The organism is Reyranella sp. (assembly GCF_030651995.1).
Classification (GTDB): Bacteria; Pseudomonadota; Alphaproteobacteria; order Reyranellales; family Reyranellaceae; genus Reyranella.
Genome location: NZ_JAUSBN010000062.1, coordinates 27419 through 47276 on the forward strand (window position 1 = coordinate 27419; position 19858 = coordinate 47276).

Annotated in this window: 16 protein-coding genes; 10 read left to right on the forward strand and 6 right to left on the reverse strand. The window is 67.2% G+C overall.

Annotation, left to right across the window (positions count from 1 at the left end; translation table 11 throughout):
- Positions 1-254 precede the first annotated feature (254 nt).
- Positions 255-1859 (reverse strand): NAD(P)/FAD-dependent oxidoreductase, encoded by a 1605-nt coding sequence (locus Q7V45_RS19295; protein WP_304855009.1) that lies wholly within the window; start codon positions 1857-1859, stop codon positions 255-257.
- Positions 1860-1972: 113 nt separating this feature from the next.
- Between Q7V45_RS19295 and Q7V45_RS19300 the strand changes: the two genes are divergently transcribed.
- The 5 genes from Q7V45_RS19300 to Q7V45_RS19320 all read left to right on the forward strand — a co-directional run bounded on the left by Q7V45_RS19300 (position 1973) and on the right by Q7V45_RS19320 (position 10660).
- Positions 1973-3286: an FAD-binding oxidoreductase gene (locus tag Q7V45_RS19300; RefSeq protein ID WP_304855011.1), complete on the forward strand. Its 1314-nt coding sequence runs from the start codon at positions 1973-1975 to the stop codon at positions 3284-3286.
- Positions 3283-5583, forward strand: a complete 2301-nt coding sequence (locus Q7V45_RS19305; RefSeq protein ID WP_304855012.1) for a xanthine dehydrogenase family protein molybdopterin-binding subunit — start codon at positions 3283-3285, stop codon at positions 5581-5583. The genes Q7V45_RS19300 and Q7V45_RS19305 overlap by 4 nt, the downstream gene beginning before the upstream one ends.
- Positions 5580-6173: a DUF938 domain-containing protein gene (locus tag Q7V45_RS19310; protein WP_304855013.1), complete on the forward strand. Its 594-nt coding sequence runs from the start codon at positions 5580-5582 to the stop codon at positions 6171-6173. Before Q7V45_RS19305 ends, Q7V45_RS19310 begins: the two co-directional genes overlap by 4 nt.
- A gap of 115 nt (positions 6174-6288) precedes the next feature.
- Positions 6289-7464, forward strand: a complete 1176-nt coding sequence (locus Q7V45_RS19315; RefSeq protein WP_304855015.1) for an efflux RND transporter periplasmic adaptor subunit — start codon at positions 6289-6291, stop codon at positions 7462-7464.
- Between the two features lie 19 nt (positions 7465-7483).
- Complete coding sequence (locus tag Q7V45_RS19320) at positions 7484-10660, forward strand: efflux RND transporter permease subunit (protein ID WP_304855016.1); 3177 nt, start codon at positions 7484-7486, stop codon at positions 10658-10660.
- A 17-nt stretch (positions 10661-10677) separates the two neighbouring features.
- On the opposite strand, the gene Q7V45_RS19325 is transcribed toward Q7V45_RS19320, so the two are convergent.
- Entirely contained in the window at positions 10678-11130 is a 453-nt protein-coding gene (locus Q7V45_RS19325) for a hypothetical protein (RefSeq protein WP_304855017.1), read from the reverse strand.
- Positions 11131-11132: 2 nt separating this feature from the next.
- Positions 11133-11627, reverse strand: a complete 495-nt coding sequence (locus Q7V45_RS19330; protein ID WP_304855018.1) for a pyridoxamine 5'-phosphate oxidase family protein — start codon at positions 11625-11627, stop codon at positions 11133-11135.
- 128 nt (positions 11628-11755) lie between these two features.
- Here Q7V45_RS19330 and Q7V45_RS19335 point away from each other — a divergent pair, with 128 nt between their 5' ends.
- Entirely contained in the window at positions 11756-12979 is a 1224-nt protein-coding gene (locus tag Q7V45_RS19335; protein WP_304855020.1) for an FAD-binding oxidoreductase, read from the forward strand.
- Here the strand turns inward: Q7V45_RS19335 and Q7V45_RS19340 are convergent.
- Together Q7V45_RS19340 and Q7V45_RS19345 are read right to left on the reverse strand one after the other, a co-directional pair.
- Positions 12976-14373, reverse strand: a complete 1398-nt coding sequence (locus tag Q7V45_RS19340) for an ATP-binding protein (RefSeq protein ID WP_304855022.1) — start codon at positions 14371-14373, stop codon at positions 12976-12978. The two genes, Q7V45_RS19335 and Q7V45_RS19340, sit on opposite strands and share 4 nt — an antisense overlap.
- Positions 14370-15032 carry a response regulator transcription factor gene (locus Q7V45_RS19345; RefSeq protein ID WP_304855023.1) on the reverse strand — a complete coding sequence of 221 codons (663 nt, stop codon included), beginning with the start codon at positions 15030-15032 and terminating at the stop codon, positions 14370-14372. The genes Q7V45_RS19340 and Q7V45_RS19345 overlap by 4 nt, the downstream gene beginning before the upstream one ends.
- A 161-nt stretch (positions 15033-15193) precedes the next feature.
- Between Q7V45_RS19345 and Q7V45_RS19350 the strand changes: the two genes are divergently transcribed.
- The 4 genes from Q7V45_RS19350 (at position 15194) to Q7V45_RS19365 (ending at position 19415) form a co-directional block, all read left to right on the forward strand.
- Complete coding sequence (locus tag Q7V45_RS19350) at positions 15194-15565, forward strand: PepSY domain-containing protein (protein ID WP_304855025.1); 372 nt, start codon at positions 15194-15196, stop codon at positions 15563-15565.
- 146 nt (positions 15566-15711) lie between these two features.
- On the forward strand, positions 15712-16182 hold the full coding sequence (locus tag Q7V45_RS19355) for a DUF2271 domain-containing protein (RefSeq protein ID WP_304855048.1): 471 nt from the start codon (positions 15712-15714) through the stop codon (positions 16180-16182).
- A 25-nt stretch (positions 16183-16207) separates the two neighbouring features.
- Positions 16208-18418 (forward strand): PepSY domain-containing protein, encoded by a 2211-nt coding sequence (locus Q7V45_RS19360; protein WP_304855028.1) that lies wholly within the window; start codon positions 16208-16210, stop codon positions 18416-18418.
- Positions 18408-19415, forward strand: coding sequence for an FAD:protein FMN transferase (locus Q7V45_RS19365; RefSeq protein ID WP_370692629.1), 1008 nt, complete (start codon positions 18408-18410; stop codon positions 19413-19415). The genes Q7V45_RS19360 and Q7V45_RS19365 overlap by 11 nt, the downstream gene beginning before the upstream one ends.
- On the opposite strand, the gene Q7V45_RS19370 is transcribed toward Q7V45_RS19365, so the two are convergent.
- Positions 19412-19789: a response regulator gene (locus tag Q7V45_RS19370; RefSeq protein WP_304855033.1), complete on the reverse strand. Its 378-nt coding sequence runs from the start codon at positions 19787-19789 to the stop codon at positions 19412-19414. The two genes, Q7V45_RS19365 and Q7V45_RS19370, sit on opposite strands and share 4 nt — an antisense overlap.
- Positions 19790-19858 lie beyond the last annotated feature (69 nt).

Genomic DNA, 19858 nt, shown 5'->3' on the forward strand with positions numbered 1-19858 from the left:
CCAAAGCGCCCTCTCCGCCCGCGTCACACGCGGAGCAGGGTAATTGCATTCGCCCCAATGACCCGTCGTCCCGACCGGAGCGCGCAGCGCGGAGTGGAGGGACCTCTTTTCCTCGATTTGACGGCTCTAAGTGGAAAAAAGGTCTCTCCACTCCGCGCTGCGCGCTCCGGTCGAGACGACGGAGACTTCCATGTGCGACGGCCCTGATATGCGGGCGGAGAGGGCATTTGGTCTGACGCCGGACCAAAGTGATTTTACGCCAGCGCGAAGCCCTCGTAGCCGTTGGCCACGACCTTCTCGCAGGCCTGGATGTAGGCCGGCAGGCCGCCGATATACGGCATGAACACACGCGGCTTGCCCGGGATGTTGGCGCCGACATACCAGGAGCTGCAGGTCGAGCGCAGGGTGATGTTGGACACGTCGCCGACATGGCCGACCCAGGCTTCCTGCGCTTCCGGCACCGGCTCGATCACCGTCTTGCCCTTGGCGCGCAGCGCCTCGAGGCAGTCGGCAATGAAATCGACATGCTGCTCGATCGAGGGCAGCATGTTGGTCAGCACCGAGGGGCTGCCCGGGCCGGTGATCATGAACAGGTTCGGGAAGTCCACCACGGTCAGGCCGAGATAGGTCTTCGGCCCTTCGTTCCAGCGCTCCTTCAAGGTGACGCCGCCCCGGCCGCGGATGTCGACCTTGAGCAGGGCACCGGTCATCGCGTCGAATCCCGTCGCCAGAACCAGGCAGTCGAAGGTGAAGTCTTGTCCCTTGGCGCGCAGACCCTTCGGCGTGATGCGCTCGATCGGCTCGTCGCTGATGTCCACCAAAGTCACGTTCGGCCGGTTGAAGGTCTGCCAGTAGCCGGTGTCGACGCACAGCCGCTTGCAGCCGATGATGTTCTTCGGCACCAGCGCCGCCGCCGTCTTCGGATCCTTCACGACCTCGCCGACCTTGGCGCGCACGAAATCGGCCGCATACTGGTTGGAGTCGTCGTTCAGCAGCAGGTCCGAGAAGGAGGCCATGAATCCCAGGCCGCCATAGTCCCAGCGTGCCTGGAACTGGCGGTTGCGCTCCTCCTCCGGTGTCTCGACGGCCGAAGCGGGATTGATGGTGAAGTCGATGCCGGCCGGCTTGCTCTTGGCCCGCTTGCGCATCTCGGGATAGCTCGCCTTCACCTGCCGCACATAGTCGGGATCGAGCGGCTTGTTGTGCGCCGGCACGGTGTAGTTGGCGGTGCGCTGGAAGACGGTGAGGTGTTTGGCCTGCTCGGCCATCACCGGGATCGACTGGATGGCCGAGGAGCCGGTGCCGATCACGCCTACGGTCTTGCCCGTGAAATCGACCCCCTCGTGCGGCCAGTTGCCGGTGTGATAGGTCGGCCCTTGGAACTCCTCCAGCCCGGGAATCTTCGGCGTGTTGGGCGAGGACAGGCAGCCCATGGCGGTGATCACGAAGCGGGCCGTGACCTGCTCGCCCGTGCCGCCCCCGACCTTCTCGGTCTCGACGCGCCACAGGTTGGCGGCCTCGTCGAAGACGGCCTTGCCCACCCGCGTCTCGAAGCGGATGTCGCGGCGCAGGTCGTAGCGGTCGGCGACGTGGTTGGCGTAGCGCAGCAGCTCGGGCTGGGTGGCGTAGCGCTCACTCCATTCCCAGTCCTGCTCCAGTTTGGGATCGAACTGGTAGGAATACTGGACGCTCTCGACGTCGCAGCGTGCGCCGGGATAGCGGTTCCAGTACCAGGTGCCGCCCACACCCTTGCCAGCCTCGAACACGCGCGCCGTGAAGCCCTTCTGGCGAAGCCGGTGCAGCATGTACATGCCGCCAAAACCTGCACCGATGATCACCGCATCGAAATCGATCGACATGCGTCCTCCAGAATTGCGGAAGCGGGTAGAAAGCCCTCGGCAAAATTAGTGCGGGAGAGCAGGTGACCGCGCAAGCCTTCCCATGGCACCTCTTCTCGCGGAGAAGAATGGAAATGGCTGAAGTCGACTATCCAACGAGTTGGTATGCCGCCACGCGAGACGCGGACGGGGCGCGCGCGCCGCTCGCCACCCGGGAGGAAGCCGATGTCGCGGTCGTCGGCGGCGGCTTTGCGGGCCTGCACACGGCGCGCCTGCTGGCCCAGCAGGGAAAGCGGGTCGTGCTGCTGGAGCGGCGGCGCATCGGCTGGGGCGCGTCGGGCCGCAACGGTGGCTTCGTCGGTCCTGGCTATGCCCAGCGCTCCGGCGCCTTGATCGACCAGTTGGGTCTCGATCACGGCCGCCAGCTCTATGCCCAGTCGCAGCGCGGCGTGGCGATCGTCCGCGATGCCATCTCCGAACTGGGCCGCCCCGACATCCTGATGGGCAGCGGGAAGCTCAGCATCTCGCGCACCGATCAGGGCGCCGGGTTTGCCGACCGCACGCGCAGGCTCGCGGATCAGCTCAGCGCCTCCTTCGAGCCGTGGGAGACCTCGCGCGTGCGCGCGGTGCTCGCGACAGCGCGTTATCATCAGGCGATCCATGATCCGACCTCGTTCCACATCCATCCACTGAATCTCGCGCTGGCTTTGGCCAACGATATCGAACGGCAGGGCAGCGCGATTCACGAAGGCACGGAGGCCATCGGACTTGACCGCGACAGCAACGGATGGTGGCTGCGCACTCTGCACGGCAGCGTGAAGGCCCGGCATGTCGTGCTGGCCGGCAATGCCGATCTCGGCGCCGTGCAGCCACGCATTGCGCGGGCGGTGCTGCCGGTCGCGACCTACGTCGCCGTCACGGAGAAGCTCGGCCCCCGTCTCGGCCAGGCGATCCGCTGGACGGGCGCGATCTCCGACACGCGCCGCGCCGGCGACTATTATCGCGTCGTCGACGGAGACCGGCTGCTGTGGGGCGGCCGCATCACCACCGACACGACCGAGCCGCGGCGACTGCGCGAGATGATGCGCGGCGACATGCTGTCGGTCTATCCGCAGCTCGGCAACATCGACATCGCCTACGCCTGGCCCGGCATCATGGGCTACGCGCCGCACAAGATGCCCCAGGTGGGCGAGATCGAGCCCGGGCTCTGGGTCTGCTCGGCCTTCGGCGGCCATGGCGTCGCCCAGACGGCCGCAGGCGCCGATGCGGTCGCGGCCGGCATCCTGGGCGATCCCTCGCGCTGTCACCTGTTCGCGCCGTTCGGCACCGGCTGGGCCGGTGGGCCCGCCGGCCGTGCGGCGACGCAGCTTGCCTTCTGGGGCCTCCAGATGCGTGACTGGTGGGACGAGAAGCGCCAGGCGCAGAACGCGGAGACGTTGCGGACATGACGATCCAACGGATTGGCGACTCACCCCGGCGGCGCGAGGACGCGCGCTTCGTCACCGGCCACGGCGCCTATCTCGACGACCTGACGTTCGAGCGGCTGGCCCACGCCGTCGTGCTGCGCTCGCCGCATGCCCATGCGCTCGTTCGGTCGATCGACGCCACCGCGGCCCGGGCGGCGCCTGGCGTCCTCGCCGTCCTCACGGCCGCCGAGGCCACCGCCGACGGGCTGCAGCCGCTTCGCCCCTATGCCGAGGCGAACGTGCAGACCGGCGAGCCCTTCGCCTTCGCAGCCCAGCCGCTGCTGGCCATGGACAAGGTTCGTTTCGCCGGCGAGCCCGTGGGGCTGATCGTGGCCGAAACGCACGCGCAGGCGCTGGATGCCGCCGAGTTGGTGGTCGTGGACTATGAGACGCTGCCGGCCGTGACCTCGGCAGAGGCGGCCCGAGCCCCGGGCGCGCCGCAGCTCTCCGACGAGATCCCGGGCAATACCTGCCTCGATTGGCGGACCGGGGACATGAGCGGCGCCGAGGCCGCCTTCGCCGCCGCGGCGCATGTCGTGTCGCTCGACCTCGACAACCATCGAATCGTGATGAACCCGATGGAGCCGCGCGGCGGCGTGGGCACGTTCGATCCCGTGACCGGCCGCTATACGCTCCACGTCTCCAGCCAGAACATCCACATCAACCGCAACCACGTGGCCCGCGCGCTCGGGGCCGAGCCGAAGGACGTGCGGTTCGTGGCGCCCGACGTGGGCGGCGGCTTCGGCGCCAAGAACTTCGCCTATGTCGAGCATGCCCTGGTCCTGTGGGCCGCCCGCACGGTCGCCCGGCCGGTCAAGTGGATCGCGAGCCGCAGCGAGGTGTTCCTGTCCGATCATGCCGCGCGCGACATGCGGGCCGAGGCGTCGCTGGCGCTCGACGCGCAGGGCAAATTCCTCGCCCTCCGGATCGCCAGCGTTGCCAATCTCGGCGCCTACATGGCCGGCGCCGGCGGCGGCGTGCAGACCTTCCAGTACATCCACCTGCAGGGCTCGGTGTACCGCATCCCTGCGATCGCCCTTCACGTTGTGGCGGTCGTCACCAACACCGCCCCGATCGGCGTCACGCGCGGACCGGGCTTCGCCGAGGCGATCAACATCGTCGAGCGGCTGATCGATGCGGCAGCACACCGGACCGGCTTCGATCGCGCCGACCTCAGGCGCTGGAACATGGTGCCGCCCGAGGCAATGCCGATGACCAACGCCTTCGGCTTCGAAGTCGACAGCGGCCACTTCGCCGAATCGCTCGACCATGCGCTGGTTCGTGCCGACCGCGCGGGCTTCGAGGCGCGACGGCGCGAGAGCGCGCAGCACGGACGGCTGCGCGGGCTGGGCTTCGCCTATCACATCAAGGCGACCGGCGGGCCGCCCGACGAGAATGTCGACGTGCGCTTCGAAGCCGACGGCACGATCTCGCTGATCACCGGCACGCAGCATATCGGCCAGGGCCACGAGACGACCTTCCCGCAGATCCTCGCCCACCGGCTGGGCGTGCCCAACGCGCGCATCCGCCTCGTCCAGGGTGACACCGACGCGATCCCGTTCGGCGGCGGCCACGGCAGCTCGCGCGCGACCTACATGGGCGGTACGGCGATCTGGCGGGCCTCGGACGAGATCGTCGCCAAGGGCACGGTGCTCGCAGCGGACGCCCTGGAAGCCTCGGAAGCCGACATCCGCTTCGAGGAGGGCCGCTTCGTCGTTTCCGGCACGGACCGCGCCATCGGCCTGCTCGAGGTGGCCGCGCTCGGCCGCGACAAGGGGCAGCCGCTCGACACCTTCCACGCCTGGAAGCGCGAGCACATGACCTTTCCCAACGGCGCGCACGTCGTGGAGGTCGAGATCGACCGCGACACCGGGCGGGTGGCCCTCGCACGCTACACGGCGGTCGACGATTACGGCGTGCTGGTCAACCCGATGGTCGCCACCGGCCAGGCGCACGGCGCCATGGCCCAGGGCGCGGGCCAGGCGCTGCTGGAGCACGCGACCTACGATCCCGCGTCGGGGCAGATGCTCGCCGGCTCATTCATGGACTATGCCCTGCCCCGCGCCGACGACCTGCCGTCGTTCGACCTCGGCTTCAACCCCACCCGCTGCACGACCAATCCGCTGGGGGTGAAGGGCTGCGGCGAGGCCGGCGCCATCGCGGCCTTCCCCGCCATCGCCAACGCCATCCTTGACGCGCTGGCCCCGCTCGGCGTGAAAGGTTTCGACGGACCTGCGACCCCCTCGCGGATCTGGCAGGCCATCCAGGAGGCACGATGAAGCGACAGGCACCGGCGGCAGCCCGGAACCGGCAACCCATCCTCGACGTGCTGCAGCCGCGCCTGCCCGAAAGGGGGCTCGTGCTGGAGATCGCCAGCGGCACCGGCGAGCATGTCGTGCACTATGCCGGCGCCCGGCCCGACCTCACCTTTCAGCCGAGCGACCCCGATGCCGACGCCCGCGCCAGCATCGACGACTGGGTGCGGACCCTGGGCCTCGACAACGTGCGTCCGGCCCTCGAGATCGACGTCACCCGGGCGACATGGCCGGTCGAGCGGGCGGACGCCGTGGTCTGCTGCAACATGATCCACATCGCGCCATGGGAGGCCGCCGTCGGGCTGGTGACCGGCGCGGCGCGCCTGTTGGCCCCGGGCGGCCTGCTCTTCACCTACGGCCCCTACCGACGGGGCGGCCGGCACACCGCGCCCAGCAACGAGGCCTTCGACACCGACCTGAAACGGCGCAATCCCGCATGGGGCGTGCGCGACCTCGAGGCCGTCACCGAACTCGCCCTCGGGCAGGGCTTTGGGGAGCCGGACATCGTCGAAATGCCGGCGAACAATCTGTCGCTCTTGTTCAAGCGGCTGTGAAGCTGCTGGGCGGTGGCAATCGTGCAGGGGATGCGCTAACGCTTCAGCCGGCCTCGCGGGGAGCATCGTCGGAAACATGTCGAATCGTAACGATGAAGCCGTAGTTCTTGCAGTCATGAAACCGTTTCGGGCGCTGGCGCCCTTGGTGGCTGCGGTCGCACTGGCCGCGCTGGTGACCGGCTGCAAGCAGGAGAACAAGTTCCAGCCCCCGCCGCCCGCCGAGGTCAACGTCGGCGTGCCCGTAAAGCAGGACGTGGCGCCGTTCGAGGTGCTCACCGGCAACACCGTGGCCTTCGCGACCGTCGACCTGGTCGCCCGCGTCGAGGGCTTCCTGGTCTCCCAGGACTATGTCGACGGCTCCGAGAAGAAGAAGGGCGACAAGCTCTTCGGCATCGAGCAGACGATGTACAAGGCCCAGCTCAAGGAGGCCGAGGCCCAGCTCGACGGCGCCAAGGCCTCGCTGGCCCAGGCCGAGGCCGAGTTCACCCGCCAGGAGACCCTGCTGCGCCAGAACGTCTCGGCGCAGGCCACCTTCGACACAGCCAAGGCCAAGCGCGACAATGCGCGGGCCACGGTCGAGAATGCCGAAGGCAACCTCACGGTCGCCCAGACGAACCTGGGCTACACCACGGTCCTCGCGCCGTTCGACGGCGTCGTCAGCAAGCATCTCGTCTCGGTCGGCGAACTGGTCGGCGCCTCGACGGCCACCAAGCTCGCCTCGATCGTCCAGCTCGATCCGATCTACGTCACGTTCAACATGAGCGAGCAGGACATTCTGCAGATCCGCGAGAATCTAAAGAACCGGCGTGTCGACGTCGAGGAACTGAGCAAGGTGCCGGTCGAGATCGGCCTGATGAACGAGCAGGGCTTCCCCCACAAGGGCTTCCTCAACTACGTGTCGCCGGAACTCGATTCGACGACCGGTACGATCCTGGTCCGCGCCCTGTTCAACAATCCGACGCGCGCGCTGATCCCCGGCTTCTTCGTGCGGGTCAAGGTCCCGCAGGGCCTGAGCGCCACGGCCTCGCTGCTGGTGCCCAATCGCGTGATCGGAGAGGATCAGGCCGGCAAGTACCTGCTGACGGTCAACAAGGACAATGTCGTGGTCCAGACCCGGATCACCACCGGCCAGCTCCTCGCCAACGGCCTGCGCGTAATCCCGACGGGCCTGAAGCCGGACGATCAGGTCGTGCTCAGCACCAATGGCGCAGCGATTCCAGGCGCCAAGGTGGTTCCGAAGGTGACGACAATTCCCGTTGCGGCCGACGGCACTCCCGCCGCACCCAAGTGACCGGCCGGGGAACACAGTCATGATCTCCGCCTTTTTCATCAACCGGCCGGTCCTGGCCAACGTCCTCGCCATCATCATCGTGCTGATCGGCGGCGTGGCGCTGGCGACCCTGCCGGTCGCGCAGTATCCCAACGTCGTGCCGCCCACGGTCCAGGTCACCACGACCTACCCGGGCGCCAGCGCCGCGGTCGTCGTCAACGATGTCGCCCTGCCCGTCGAGCTGCAGGTCAACGGCGTCGAGAAGATGATCTACATGCAGTCCTACAGCACGGACTCCGGCACCTACACGCTCACGGTGACGTTCGAGATCGGCACCGATCTCGATTTCGCGCAGGTGCTGGTGCAGAACCAGGTCAGTGCGGCGCTCGCCTCGCTGCCGATGCCGGTGCAGGCCCAGGGCCTCGTCGTCCAGAAGAAGTCGACGTCGATCCTGCAGATCGTATCGCTTACATCCCCCGACCAGCGTTACGACAGCCTCTATCTCAGCAACTACGCCACCATCAATCTCGTCAACGAACTCGCCCGCCTGCCCGGCGTCGGCAACGTCAACGTGCTGGGCGTCGGCCAGTATTCGATGCGCGTCTGGCTCGACCCGCAGAAGCTCTACACGTTCGGCCTCAACCCGTCGGACGTGAGCAAGGTCATCCAGCAGCAGAGCCAGGACGTGACGGCGGGCCAGGTCGGCCAGCCGCCGGCGCCCAAGGGGCTGGATTTCCAGTACACGATCGACGTCGTCGGCCGCCTCAGCACGCCCGAGGAATTCGGCAACATCATCGTCAAGGCCGAGCAGGGCAACGGCGGCCGGATTGTGCGGGTGCGCGACGTCGCCCGTGTCGAACTGGGGGCCCAGACCTACTCCACGACGTCGCACATCAACGGAAAGCCCAACTCGGGCCTCGCGATCTACCAGCTGCCCGACGCCAACGCGCTCGACGTCGCCAAGGCCGTGAAGGCCAAGATGGCGGAGCTGTCCAAGGCCTTCCCGCCCGGCCTCGCCTACGAGGTGCCGTTCGACACCACCCGCTTCGTGACGGCCTCGATCCACGAGGTCTTCATGACCCTGATCGAGGCCGGCATCCTGGTGCTGATCGTGATCGTGATCTTCCTGCAGGACTGGCGCGCGATGCTGGTGCCCGCGACCACGATCCCGGTCACGATCATCGGCGCCTTCGCCGCGATGGCCGCCCTCGGCTTCACCATCAACACCACGACCATGTTCGGCATCGTGCTGGCGATCGGCATCGTGGTCGACGACGCGATCGTGATCGTCGAGGGCGTGGCGCACCATATCGAGCGCGGGATGACGCCGCACGACGCGTCGATCAAGGCCATGGACGAGCTGTTCGGGCCGGTCATCGGCATCACCCTGGTGCTGATGTCGGTGTTCCTGCCGGCCGCCTTCCTGCCCGGCCTGACCGGCCAGATGTTCGCCCAGTTCGCCCTCGTCATCGCCGCCACGGCGCTGATCAGCGCCGTCAACGCCGCCACCCTGAAGCCCACCCAGTGCGCGATGTGGCTGCGTCCCGCGACGCCGCCGGAGAAGCGCAACATCTTCTTCCGCGGCTTCAACAAGGTCTACGGCAAGCTCGAGGACGCCTATGCGGGCCTGGTCGGCTTCATGGTCCACCGGGCCGGGCTGATGGTGCTGCTGGCGCTCGTGGCGGCCGGCATCGGCGGCTGGGGTGTCGCCCGCCTGCCGACCGCATTCATTCCCAACGAGGACCAGGGCTACCTTATGATCGCCGTGCAGCTGCCGGACGGCGCCTCGCTCGAGCGCACCGGCGCCACGCTGAATCAGGTCGCCGAGATCGCCATGGCGGCGCCGGGCGTGGAGAACGTGGTCGCGCTGGGCGGCATGTCGATCCTCGACAGCAACTCCTCCCTCGCGAATGCCGCCGTGTCCTATGTCATCCTGAAGGACTGGGATACGCGCCTGAAGGCGGAGGGACAGGACCTCCGCTCGATCGTGCTGGGCCTGATGGAGAAGCTGAAGGTCCTGCAGGACGGCCGCGCCGTCGTCATCGTGCCGCCCGCCATCCAGGGTATCGGCAATGCCGGCGGCTTCCAGATGCAGATCGAGCAGAAGGACGGCAGCTTCGACTACGCCAAGCTGCAGGCCATCACCGACACGATGGTCCGGAACGCCAGCACGCAGTCGGCGCTCAGCAACGTCGTGACCACGTTCCGCTCCGGCGCGCCGCACGTCCGCATCGAGGTCGACCGCGTCAAGGCCGAGTCACTGCGGGTTCCGGTCGGCGATGTCTTCACGACCCTGTCGAGCTACATGGGCTCGTCCTACGTCAACCGCTTCAACAAGTTCGGCCTCAGCCTGCAGGTCTACATCCAGGCCGACTCGCAGTACCGCACGCGGCCGGAGGACATCCTGAAGCTGCAGGTGAAGAACCTCGACGGCCAGATGGTGCCGATCGGCGCCATCGCCGAGCTCAAGCCGGCGCTCGGCCCGCCGCTGATCAGCCTTTACAACCTCTACCCGTCCGCCGCGATCGTCGGCTCCCCCGCGACCGGATTCAGCTCGGGCGAGGGCATCGAGCTGATGGACCAGATTGCCAAGGCGATCCTTCCGCCCGGTACCGGCTACGAATGGACCAGCATGGCCTACCAGGAGAACATCGTCGGCAACCAGCTGATGTATGTCTTCGCGCTGGCCATCCTGCTGGTCTATCTCTGCCTCGCGGGCCAGTACGAGAGCTGGATCGCGCCGCTCGCCGTCATCCTCGCCGTGCCGCTGGCGCTCAGCGGCCCGGCGATCGCGCTCAACGCGGTCGGGCTCGCCAACAACATCTACACCCAGATCGGCCTGATGCTGCTGATTGCGCTGGGCGCCAAGAACGCCATCCTGATCGTCGAGGTGGCGCGCGAACGGCGGGCCGAGGGCAAGGAGATCATCGAGTCGGCGATCGACGCGGCGCGCACGCGCTTCCGTCCCATCCTGATGACCTCGTTCGCCTTCATCCTGGGCGTCGTGCCCCTGGTGACGGCCACGGGCGCGGGCGCCAACTCGCGCATCTCGCTGGGCCTCTGCGTGTTCAGCGGCATGATCGCCTCGACCTGCCTCGCGGTGCTGTTCGTGCCCTCGTTCTTCACGGTGCTGCAGCGCTTCGAGGAACGCGGCAAGGCCAAGAAGGGCAAGACAACGCCGCCGCCGGCCGAAGGCGTTGCCGCGGCCGGACACTGATACCCCGGGGTCGCCCCTCAGGGGCGGACGACCCGGATGCCGGAGTCGCCCACTCGGCGGCTTCCTGGAGCGGGAGGAAGCCGTTCCAGATCGCCGAGCATGAGCCTGAGGGCCACACGCTCGATCTCGATCTCGCGCGAGGTTCGCAGCCCCATCCGACGCAGCAACGTCTCCATCGGCAACCAGTTCGTGGCGGCGAGCCGCACCAGCGATGCCGTCCATGAAACGGGTATCGACGGCAATCGCCGATTGACCAAAGCCCCCGCCATGAAGCCGAGTGACGCCACGAGGGAGGCCCTGCTCTCGAGCACGCTTTCGAGATCCCGTTCCTCCGCGAGTTCGCGCAGCCGCCGCGCGATGCGCCGCCGATTGCCCGCACAGGAGCGCAATTGCGCCCCGATCGCCGCCTCGATGCGGCGATCCAGGACCCGAGGGGTGCCGAACGTTTTTCGCTCGATCCTCGTTGCCATCGTCAGCCCCTCAGGCTCACCGTGGCGACCTTGTCCTTGTATTCCTGCTTGGGGTCGGCGCCGAACAGCATCTTGATTCCCGCGACGATGCTCGACGCATCGAGCCAGATCTCGGCGCGCTCGGCGTCGAGGCGCAGCAGCGCGAGCTTGGGATCGGTCTTGCCGCCTTCGAACCAGGCCGCGACGTAGCGGTTCCACAGCCGGTCGATCGTCGCCGGATTGTTGTCGAGCGTGAGCCCGCCATGGACCGTCGCGAACAGGTCGTGGCCCTTCGAGGTGAAGGTCGCGATGGCGCGATTGCCCTCTCCGGCGCCGAGCTTCTCGACGATGGCATTGTCGCGGCTGGCGAAGAACCAGATCGGCCCGCGCTCGCCGTCGAGCTGCGCGGTCATCGGGCGCGCATGGCCGTCCTCCACGCCGTCGAGGCCCAGCATCATGGTCATGTCGGACTTCAGTGCCGACCAGAACTTGTCTTCGATTTCCTTCGGGGTGGGCATCGTCGGCTCCTGTGTGATGGCGTGGGCAGACCGGCCAACGCACACTTCGACGATGCGTTGCAACGTTGCGACTGCCTCCGACGTTGGACGCGGGTGAATTTGGCCAAACCTCCCCCCAAGTCTCTCCATTGAGCGCTACCCAGCACCGAAAGCTGCGGACCGGGCGGACGGTCTGGCAGAGCATCCCCGTTGCACGCGTGCCGGAACGGCGCCTTCGGCGCGATCTCGCCTGCGACGTCGTCGTGATCGGTGCCGGAATAAGCGGTGCGCTCATCGCCGAGCGCCTGACGGAGGACGGGCTCGACGTGGTCATGGTCGACCGCCGCGGGCCCCTTGCCGGGTCGACGACGGCCTCTACGGCCCTGCTGCAGTACGAACTCGACCTTCCTCTGTGTCGCCTTGCCAGGCGCATCGGGCCCGCGCGGGCGGAGCGACTGTGGCGGCGATCCAAACTCGCCCTCGATGCGCTCGACGAGCGGCTGCATCGCCTGGGGTTGGACGCGGACTGCGTGCATCGCAGCTCGCTCTACCTCCAGGGCGACGTGCTCGACGTCGAGGGATTGCGCGAAGAGGCCAGCGCGCGTCGACACGCCGGCTTCGAAGTCTCGTTCCTGACCCGCGGTCAGGTGCGCGACGCTTACGGTATCAAGGGCCGCGCGGCGCTGCTCAGCCATGGCGGCATGGCGGCCGATCCGCGCAAGCTTGCTTCGGGATTCCTGCGCGCGGCCCTCGCCCGCGGGGCGCGCCTCTATGCGCCCGTGGAGGCGACCGGGATCGATCCGCTCGTGTCCGGCGCGGTCGTCCATACCGCGGGAGGTCCGTCGCTCCGCGCGCGCGCCGTGGTCTTCGCCACCGGCTACGAGATGCCCAAGGGCGTGCCCCGCATGGGTCACCGCGTGACCTCGACCTGGGCGCTCGCAACGCGTCCGCAGCCGCGGGCAGCCTGGCGCGACGAGGTCATGATCAGCGAGGCGTCCGATCCCTATCTCTACCTGCGGGTCGGGCCGCAGGGCCGCATCCTGTGCGGCGGTGAGGACGAGGCCTTCATCGACCAGGAGACGCGCGATGCGCTGATCCCGCAGAAGATCGCCGCCTTGCAGGAGAAGCTGGTGCGCCTGCTGCCGCAGGTGCGCCCCGAGGCGGACTATGCGTGGGCCGGCAGCTTTGGCGCGTCGCCCACCGGATCGCCCTCGATTGGCGCCGTGCCCGGCATGAGGAACTGCTTCGCGGCCCTCGGATATGGCGGCAACGGCATCACCTTCTCGATGCTGTCGGCGCAGGTCCTGTCGGCGGCGATCGGCGGCCGCGACGATCCCGACGCCGATCTCTTCTCGTTCCGCCGCAAGTTCTAGAGGGCGCTCTCCACGCTGGAGGCCGGTCTCTTCTCCCCGGACTTCTCCGCAAGTCCCTCCAGCTTGGGAGGCGGGGCCGCGAACCTCGCCTCGAAGCCGCTTTGCTGCCCAGGCAAGGGCGATGTCAGGATGAGCCGACTGCCGGTTCCGGTGGCAATGGTGTTGACGATGGCAAGGCCGAGACCGGAACCCTCCGCGGTGGCGCGGCCACGCTCGAAAGGCTGCAGCAGGCGCGACAGCAGGTCGGGAGGAACGGCTGGCCCCTCGTTGGAAACGGTCAGCATGCCATCCCCTGACAGAGCGATCACGACCGGCCTGTCAGGCGGCCCGTGCTTGAGACCGTTCTCGACGAGGTTGCGCAAAACGATCGCGAAGGAGTCGGCGTCGATTCCGGCCGGTACCGGCGTTTCCGGAACATCGACGATGATCCGTCCGGTCATGCCGGGCTTCCGCACCATCTCATCGACGACCATCTTCGCGACGCTTGCAATGTCGGTCGTCTCCCGGCCCCGGAGGCGGCCGCCCTCCGCCCTCGCCAGTTGCATCAGCTTCTCGGACAGTCGCGAAAGACGCTGCAACGCCCTCTCGATCTGCAGCGCCCGCTCCCGGGAATCGGCATCCTTCGTCTCGGCGATGAGCCGTTGCGTCTGTGCCAGCGCCGCGGCAACGGGCGTGCGCAGTTCGTGGGCCGAGTTGGCGGTGAAACTGCGCTCGGCATCCAGGGCCCGGCTCAGTCTCAGGAGAAGATGGTTCACCGCGTCCGCGATCGGCCCGATCTCGGACGGCAGGCCCGCGGCTGGAATGGGCGTGAGGTCGCCACTGCCGCGCGCCTCGATTCCCGTTCGCAGGTTCGTGATCGGCGCCATAGAGACGCGAACGACCACCCAGACGAGGAGAAGGCTGGCGGGGATCAGCAGGGCCAGCGGCCAGGCGAGACCCAGGAGGGCCTCGTTCGCGACCTCGCGGCGATGCGCAAGCGGCTCGGCCACGGCGATGGTGATGGTGCCTTGCAACGCGGCATCGAAGTAGACCCTGTGCGTCGGGGTATCGACGAATCCCATCCTCGAAAAGGGTGGAAACACCGAATCATCGGCACGGTGCGAGCGCAGCAGCATGCCGCCGCGATTATCGCGTACCGCATACGTGAAGTACTCGTCGTGCTCTCTCAGCGTGACGATACGCTGGGACGTGTCGCCTTCTTCGCGGCCCAGGATATCGAGCACGGCGAGCGGGAGAAGACGCTGGGCGGTCTCCTCGAGTGCGCTGTCGAAGACCTCGTTCATCTCGTGACGAAGCCTTTGCGCCGTCGCCACGGTGGCAAGACCCCACAACAGCGCGACGCCAAGCCCCAGCCACAGAGAGATCCGCCACTGCAGGCTGCGCGGCGCGGTCACGCGGCACGTCCCAGCCGGTAGCCGACGCCCCGTACGGTTTCGACGATGCCATGTCCGAGCTTCTTGCGAAGGCGACTGACGTGCACCTCGGTCGTGTTGCTCTCCACCTCCGCCCCGAAGGAATACAGCCGCTCCTCCAGTTGCGCCTTGGACAGGATCTGGCCGGGACGCTGCACGAAAGCCTCGAACAGCGCCCATTCGCGAGCCGTCAGGTCGATGGTCCGTCCCGCACGGAGGATTGAGCGCGCGGCAAGATCTATCTCGAGGTCCCCGATACGGACCAGAGGATTGGGATTCCCGGCATAGCGCCGCGCCACGGCGTTCAGCCGCGCCGACAGCTCGGAAAGGTCGAAGGGCTTGACCAGATAGTCGTCGGCCCCCGCATTGAGCCCCTCTATGCGATCGGACAGCTGATCCATCGCGGTCAGGATGATGACCGGCGTGACACTTCCCCGGGTGCGGAGGTCGCGCAGCAGGCCAATGCCCCGGCCATCCGGCAGCATCAGGTCCAGCAGAAGAAGGTCATAGGCGGCGCTGCCGATATGATCCCGCGCCGCATCCAGCCGTGTGACCCAGTCCACCGAGTGGCCTTCGGCGGCGATCTGATCGCGCACGGCCGCGCCAAGAATCGTATCGTCCTCGATCAACAGAACTCGCATGGTTCCGATCCGGTCAGTTGCTGAGTCCGCTTACCGGACCTCCAATGAACTTTAATCAGCGACCTGACATTGACCTGAAGCAAATGCCGGCGCGCCTTCAGGTCGCCGTCAGGAAACCGGCCCAAGAGAAGACATCGAGACCCTTGGCGGGAGTACGGAACGTGAAAAGGACGGTATTGATCGCCGCTATTCTTTCGAGCGCGCTGGCGTCCCCGGTTGCCCTGGCCCGGGAGGACGACTGCAAGGTCCCCATGGCCCAATGGCAGCCGCGCGAAGCCGTCGAGCAAATGGCGAAGACCCAGGGTTGGACAGTCCGGAGAATAAAAATCGATGACGGCTGCTATCAGATCAGGGGAATTGATGCAGACGGCCGCGAGATCGCCGTGAAGATAGATCCAGAATCGCTCGCCATCGTCCGGATGAAGCAGAGGAACGGACGTGGCGATGGCGACGACGGACGACGCACCGTCCCGGTGCCCCCCGCCAACGAGATCCTCAAGTCACCAACGCCTCCCAAGGCGGAGATTCAGTAGCGACGCCTCGTGTGACATCGATCTTTCCGCAGTCTCCAACCTGACGGCGACCTGAAGCGAAGTCCTGTCGCGCTTCAGCAGTGCTTCAGCCTTTGCGTCCAGTGTGGGCTCGCTCAACACGACCAGCTGGAGATGAGACCATGCGAATCAAGACACTGCTTGCCGGCCTTGCCATGACGACCGCCCTGACCGTCCCGGGGCTGGCCATGGCCCGCCCCGTCACCCTGACGACCACGCTCAAGAACTACGGCGGCAACGGCGCCTATCTCGCGCTCTACGTGACCGACGCGTCGGGAGCCTACAAGGGCACACTGTGGGTGGCCGGCTCCAAGTCGAAATACTACAGCCACCTGAGCGGCTGGGACCGCGCCTCCCGCGGCAACGTCGCCGGCATCAACGGCATCACCGGCGCGAGCGTCGGCGCGGGCCGTACGCTGAAGGTCACCGTCGACCTGGCAGATGCGCTGTTCGATGCCGGCTACAAGCTGCACATCGACGTTGCGGCCGAGGACATGCGCGACAGCCCGTCCGAGGTCGTCGTTCCACTGACCGCCGCCGGGGCAGGCCGACCCGTGGCGGGTCGCAGCTACGTCCAGACCTTCACCTACGACATGTAGGCCGACGCCACTCGGGAGGCTTGTCATGCTGCGCTGGATTCACAAGATTCTCGCCCTTTCCGTCATCATTCCGCTGATGGCGGTCGTCATCAGCGGCTCGGTGCTGTCGGTGATGCCCGCGCTGGAGCGTGCCGGAGCGGTTTCACATCCTGCAGACGGCATCAGTGTTGCCGAGCTGGCCGTGCGGACCGTCGCCACCCATCCCGGTGTGGAGCAGATCAAGAGGCTGCCCTCGGGCAAGGTCGTTGCGTTCTACGCCGGGACCGATGGACCGGCTGCGATGGTCGTCGATCCCTCCAGTGGCGAACCGGTTTCGACCTACGCCCCCTCGGCATTCGAGCGCTGGATGACCAATCTTCACCGGTCCTTCTTTCTGGGCGACGACGGGCGCATGGCCGCCGGCGCGGCTGCATTGGCGTTGCTCGTCCTGACGCTGTCCGGCGTGCAGATGACGGCCCGGCGACTGGGCGGATGGGCTCGCCTTCTCGATCGCTCGCGCGGCGGCGGCATGGAACGGCTGCATACCGATCTGGGCCGGTTGGCAACGCTTGGGCTCATCGTGTCGACGCTCACTGCGCTCTTCCTGTCGCTGACGACGTTCGGGTTGATCCCGGACGGCCAGTCGCAGGCGCCCGACTTCCCGACGATGGCACAGGGCGGTTCCGCTCTGCCGCTGGCCCGGATCGAGGTGTTGCGCGGTATCGATGTCAGCCAGCTTCGCGAACTGACATTTCCCAACCCGGCCGATCCGACAGACTTCTTCCGTCTGACGACCGCCGACGGCGAGGGCTACGTCGACCCGGCGAGCGGAAAGGTGTTGGCCTGGCAGGATCATACGGTCGGCCGCCAGATCCACGAATTCATCTACAGGGTGCATACCGGCAGAGGATTGTGGTGGGTCGGGGTGCTGCTCGGGCTCAGTGCCCTCGGCGTTCCGGTGCTTGGCGTGAGCGGCACCGTACTGTGGTGGAGGAGGCGCCGTGCGCACGCGCCGATCGCCGCCAATGTCCCCGCCAGGACGGCCGATACGGTGATCCTGGTCGGGAGCGAAGGCGGCAGCACCTGGGGGTTCGCCCGGACGCTGCATGCGGCGCTGACGGCCAACGGCCACACGGTCCACACCGTCGCCATGGACTGTGTCGCGCGACCCTATCCGGCGGCGCAGCGAATGTTCCTGCTGACGGCGACCCACGGCGTCGGCACGGCGCCGACGAACGCCGGCGCATTCCTCGAACGCCTCGACCAGATCGGGGCACCACCGCGTTTCCGGTTCGCCGTCCTGGGCTTCGGCGATCGCCAGTTCCCTCAGTTCTGCCAGTTTGCGCGCGATGTCGATGCCGCGTTGACGCAAAGAGGCTGGACGTCGCTGCTCCCCCTGGAGACGATCGACCGTCAGTCCCCGCAGGAATTCGCGCGCTGGGGCAAGGCGCTCTCGTCCGTCATGGGCGAGGATCTGGTGCTGGCGCACGTGCCCGAACGTCCGCGCACCCATGCGCTGACACTCATCGACCGTGTCGACTACGGCACGGAGGTGCAGGCGCCCAACTGCGTGCTGCGCTTCGCCTTGCCCGAAAGCAGCCTGCTCGCGCGTCTCGCGGGCCGTGGCTGGCCGCGGTTCTCTGCCGGCGACCTGCTGGCGATCGTACCGCCGGGCGTCACCCTGCCCCGCTACTACTCGCTGGCCAGCTCGGCCCGCGATGCCTTCGTCGAAATCTGCGTGCGCAAACATCCCGGCGGCCTCTGCTCGGGCCTGCTCCACGGCTTGCAGCCCGGCGACCAAATCGAGGCCTTCGTGAAGCCCAATCCGTCCTTCCGTCCGGTGCAGGGACGCAAGCCCGTCATCCTGATCGGTGCCGGCACCGGTATTGGCCCCCTGGCGGGATTCATTCGCGCCAATAGGGGACGACAGCCCCTGCACCTCTATTTCGGCGGGCGCGATCCGCAGTCGGACTTCCTCTATCGGCGTGAGATCCAGGAGTGGCTGGGCGACAGGCGGCTGACCAGCCTGTCGGCTGTCTTCTCGCGCGTGAGAGGCGGCGGCTACGTGCAGGATCGCCTCCGTGCCGATGCCGATCGCTTGCGCACCCTCATCGGTGCAGGCGCCCAGGTCCTGGTTTGCGGCGGACGCGAGATGGCGGCCGGCGTGAAGGAAACGCTGGGCGAACTGCTGGTTCCCGCCGGCCTGACGCCAGGCCTTCTCAAGGACGAAGGGAGATACCTCGAAGATGTCTACTAGTCTCCGTCGCCACGCCTTGAGCGGGTCAACCATGGGAACGCGATGGTCCGCGATTCTCCATGCCCCACCCGAGCTCGACATCCCTGCATTTGAAAACGCCCTGGCGCGTGCCGTCGAACGGGTCGACCGCCAGATGTCCACCTGGAAGCCGGACAGCGACCTGATGCGCCTCAATGCCGCCGCTCCCGGCACCTGGATCTCATTGCCTCGGGAACTCTTGCAGGTTCTGACCAGAGGGCTGGAGATCGGGCGCCTGTCCGGAGGCGCGTTCGACATCGGTGTCGGGCGCCTGGTCAATGCCTGGGGCTTCGGAGCCGCCGGTTCGATCCCCGACAAGGAAGCGATCCAGGCGGCGCTTCACGAACGGCTGCCACCAACCCATACGGTCCTGGAGCTGGATGCGCCGGGAGCACGGGCGCGCAAGCAGGCGCACTTCGACCTCGACCTGTCAGGGATCGCCAAAGGCTTTGCCGTCGATGAGATGATGCGCACCGTGAAGGCGTTCGGCATCTCCGACGCGCTGGTCGGACTGGATGGTGAACTCGCAGCAAGCGGCACGACGCCGGACGGAACGCCGTGGCGCATCGCGGTGGAGAAGCCCGACTACGAGCTTCGCAGTCCGCTCGGCACGATCGAGTTGCAGGACGCTGCCGTCGCCACGTCAGGTGACTACCGGCACTGGATCGAGGTCGGAGGGACGCGGCTGTCCCACACGATGGACCGGCTGCGCGGCGGTCCGATCGACAATGCGATCGCTTCGGTTTCAGTCGTTTCGTCGAGCTGCATGGAGGCCGACGCGTGGTCGACCGCGCTCATGGTTCTCGGGCGGGCGGAAGGCAGGGCACTCGCCGAGAAGTACGGCTTCGATGCCTTGCTCATCGAGCGAAGCGACGGGGCGCTTCGTCAGATCGGACTCGGCCGTGTCTTTGAAACCGCCCCAGCCGGGGTACCGCCCTCCGGACATCGCTTCGATACTCTCTCGCCCAGAAAGGTCTAGGCGGCGCTCTGCTGAGCCAGACTCTCGGCCAGCGCCTCGACCAGCTGCTCGGAGCGGAAGGGCTTGTCGAAAAACGGCCGGTCGCCATGGCGCAACGGCATCAGGGCCGTCGACCGGCCGCTGGCGAAGACATAGGGAACGCGCAGCGCCTGCAACGTGTCGGCGACGGGAAAGACCAGCTCGTCCTTCTGGAGGCGGATGTCGAGGATCGCGGCATCGATCGCGTGATCGGCAATCAGCGCGAAGGCGCTCTCCACGCTGTTGGCAGGTCCCACGGGAGTGGCCCCCGCAGCGAACAGGGCCGCCCTTAGATCCAGCCCGATGGCCGAATCGTTTTCGACGATCAGGATCGTGCGCCCGTCGAGAAGAGGCAAGGAACGCTACTCCAGTCAGCGTGACGTGAACGGCAGGACATCCTCCAAGTGGCATGGGCCTGCGCAACC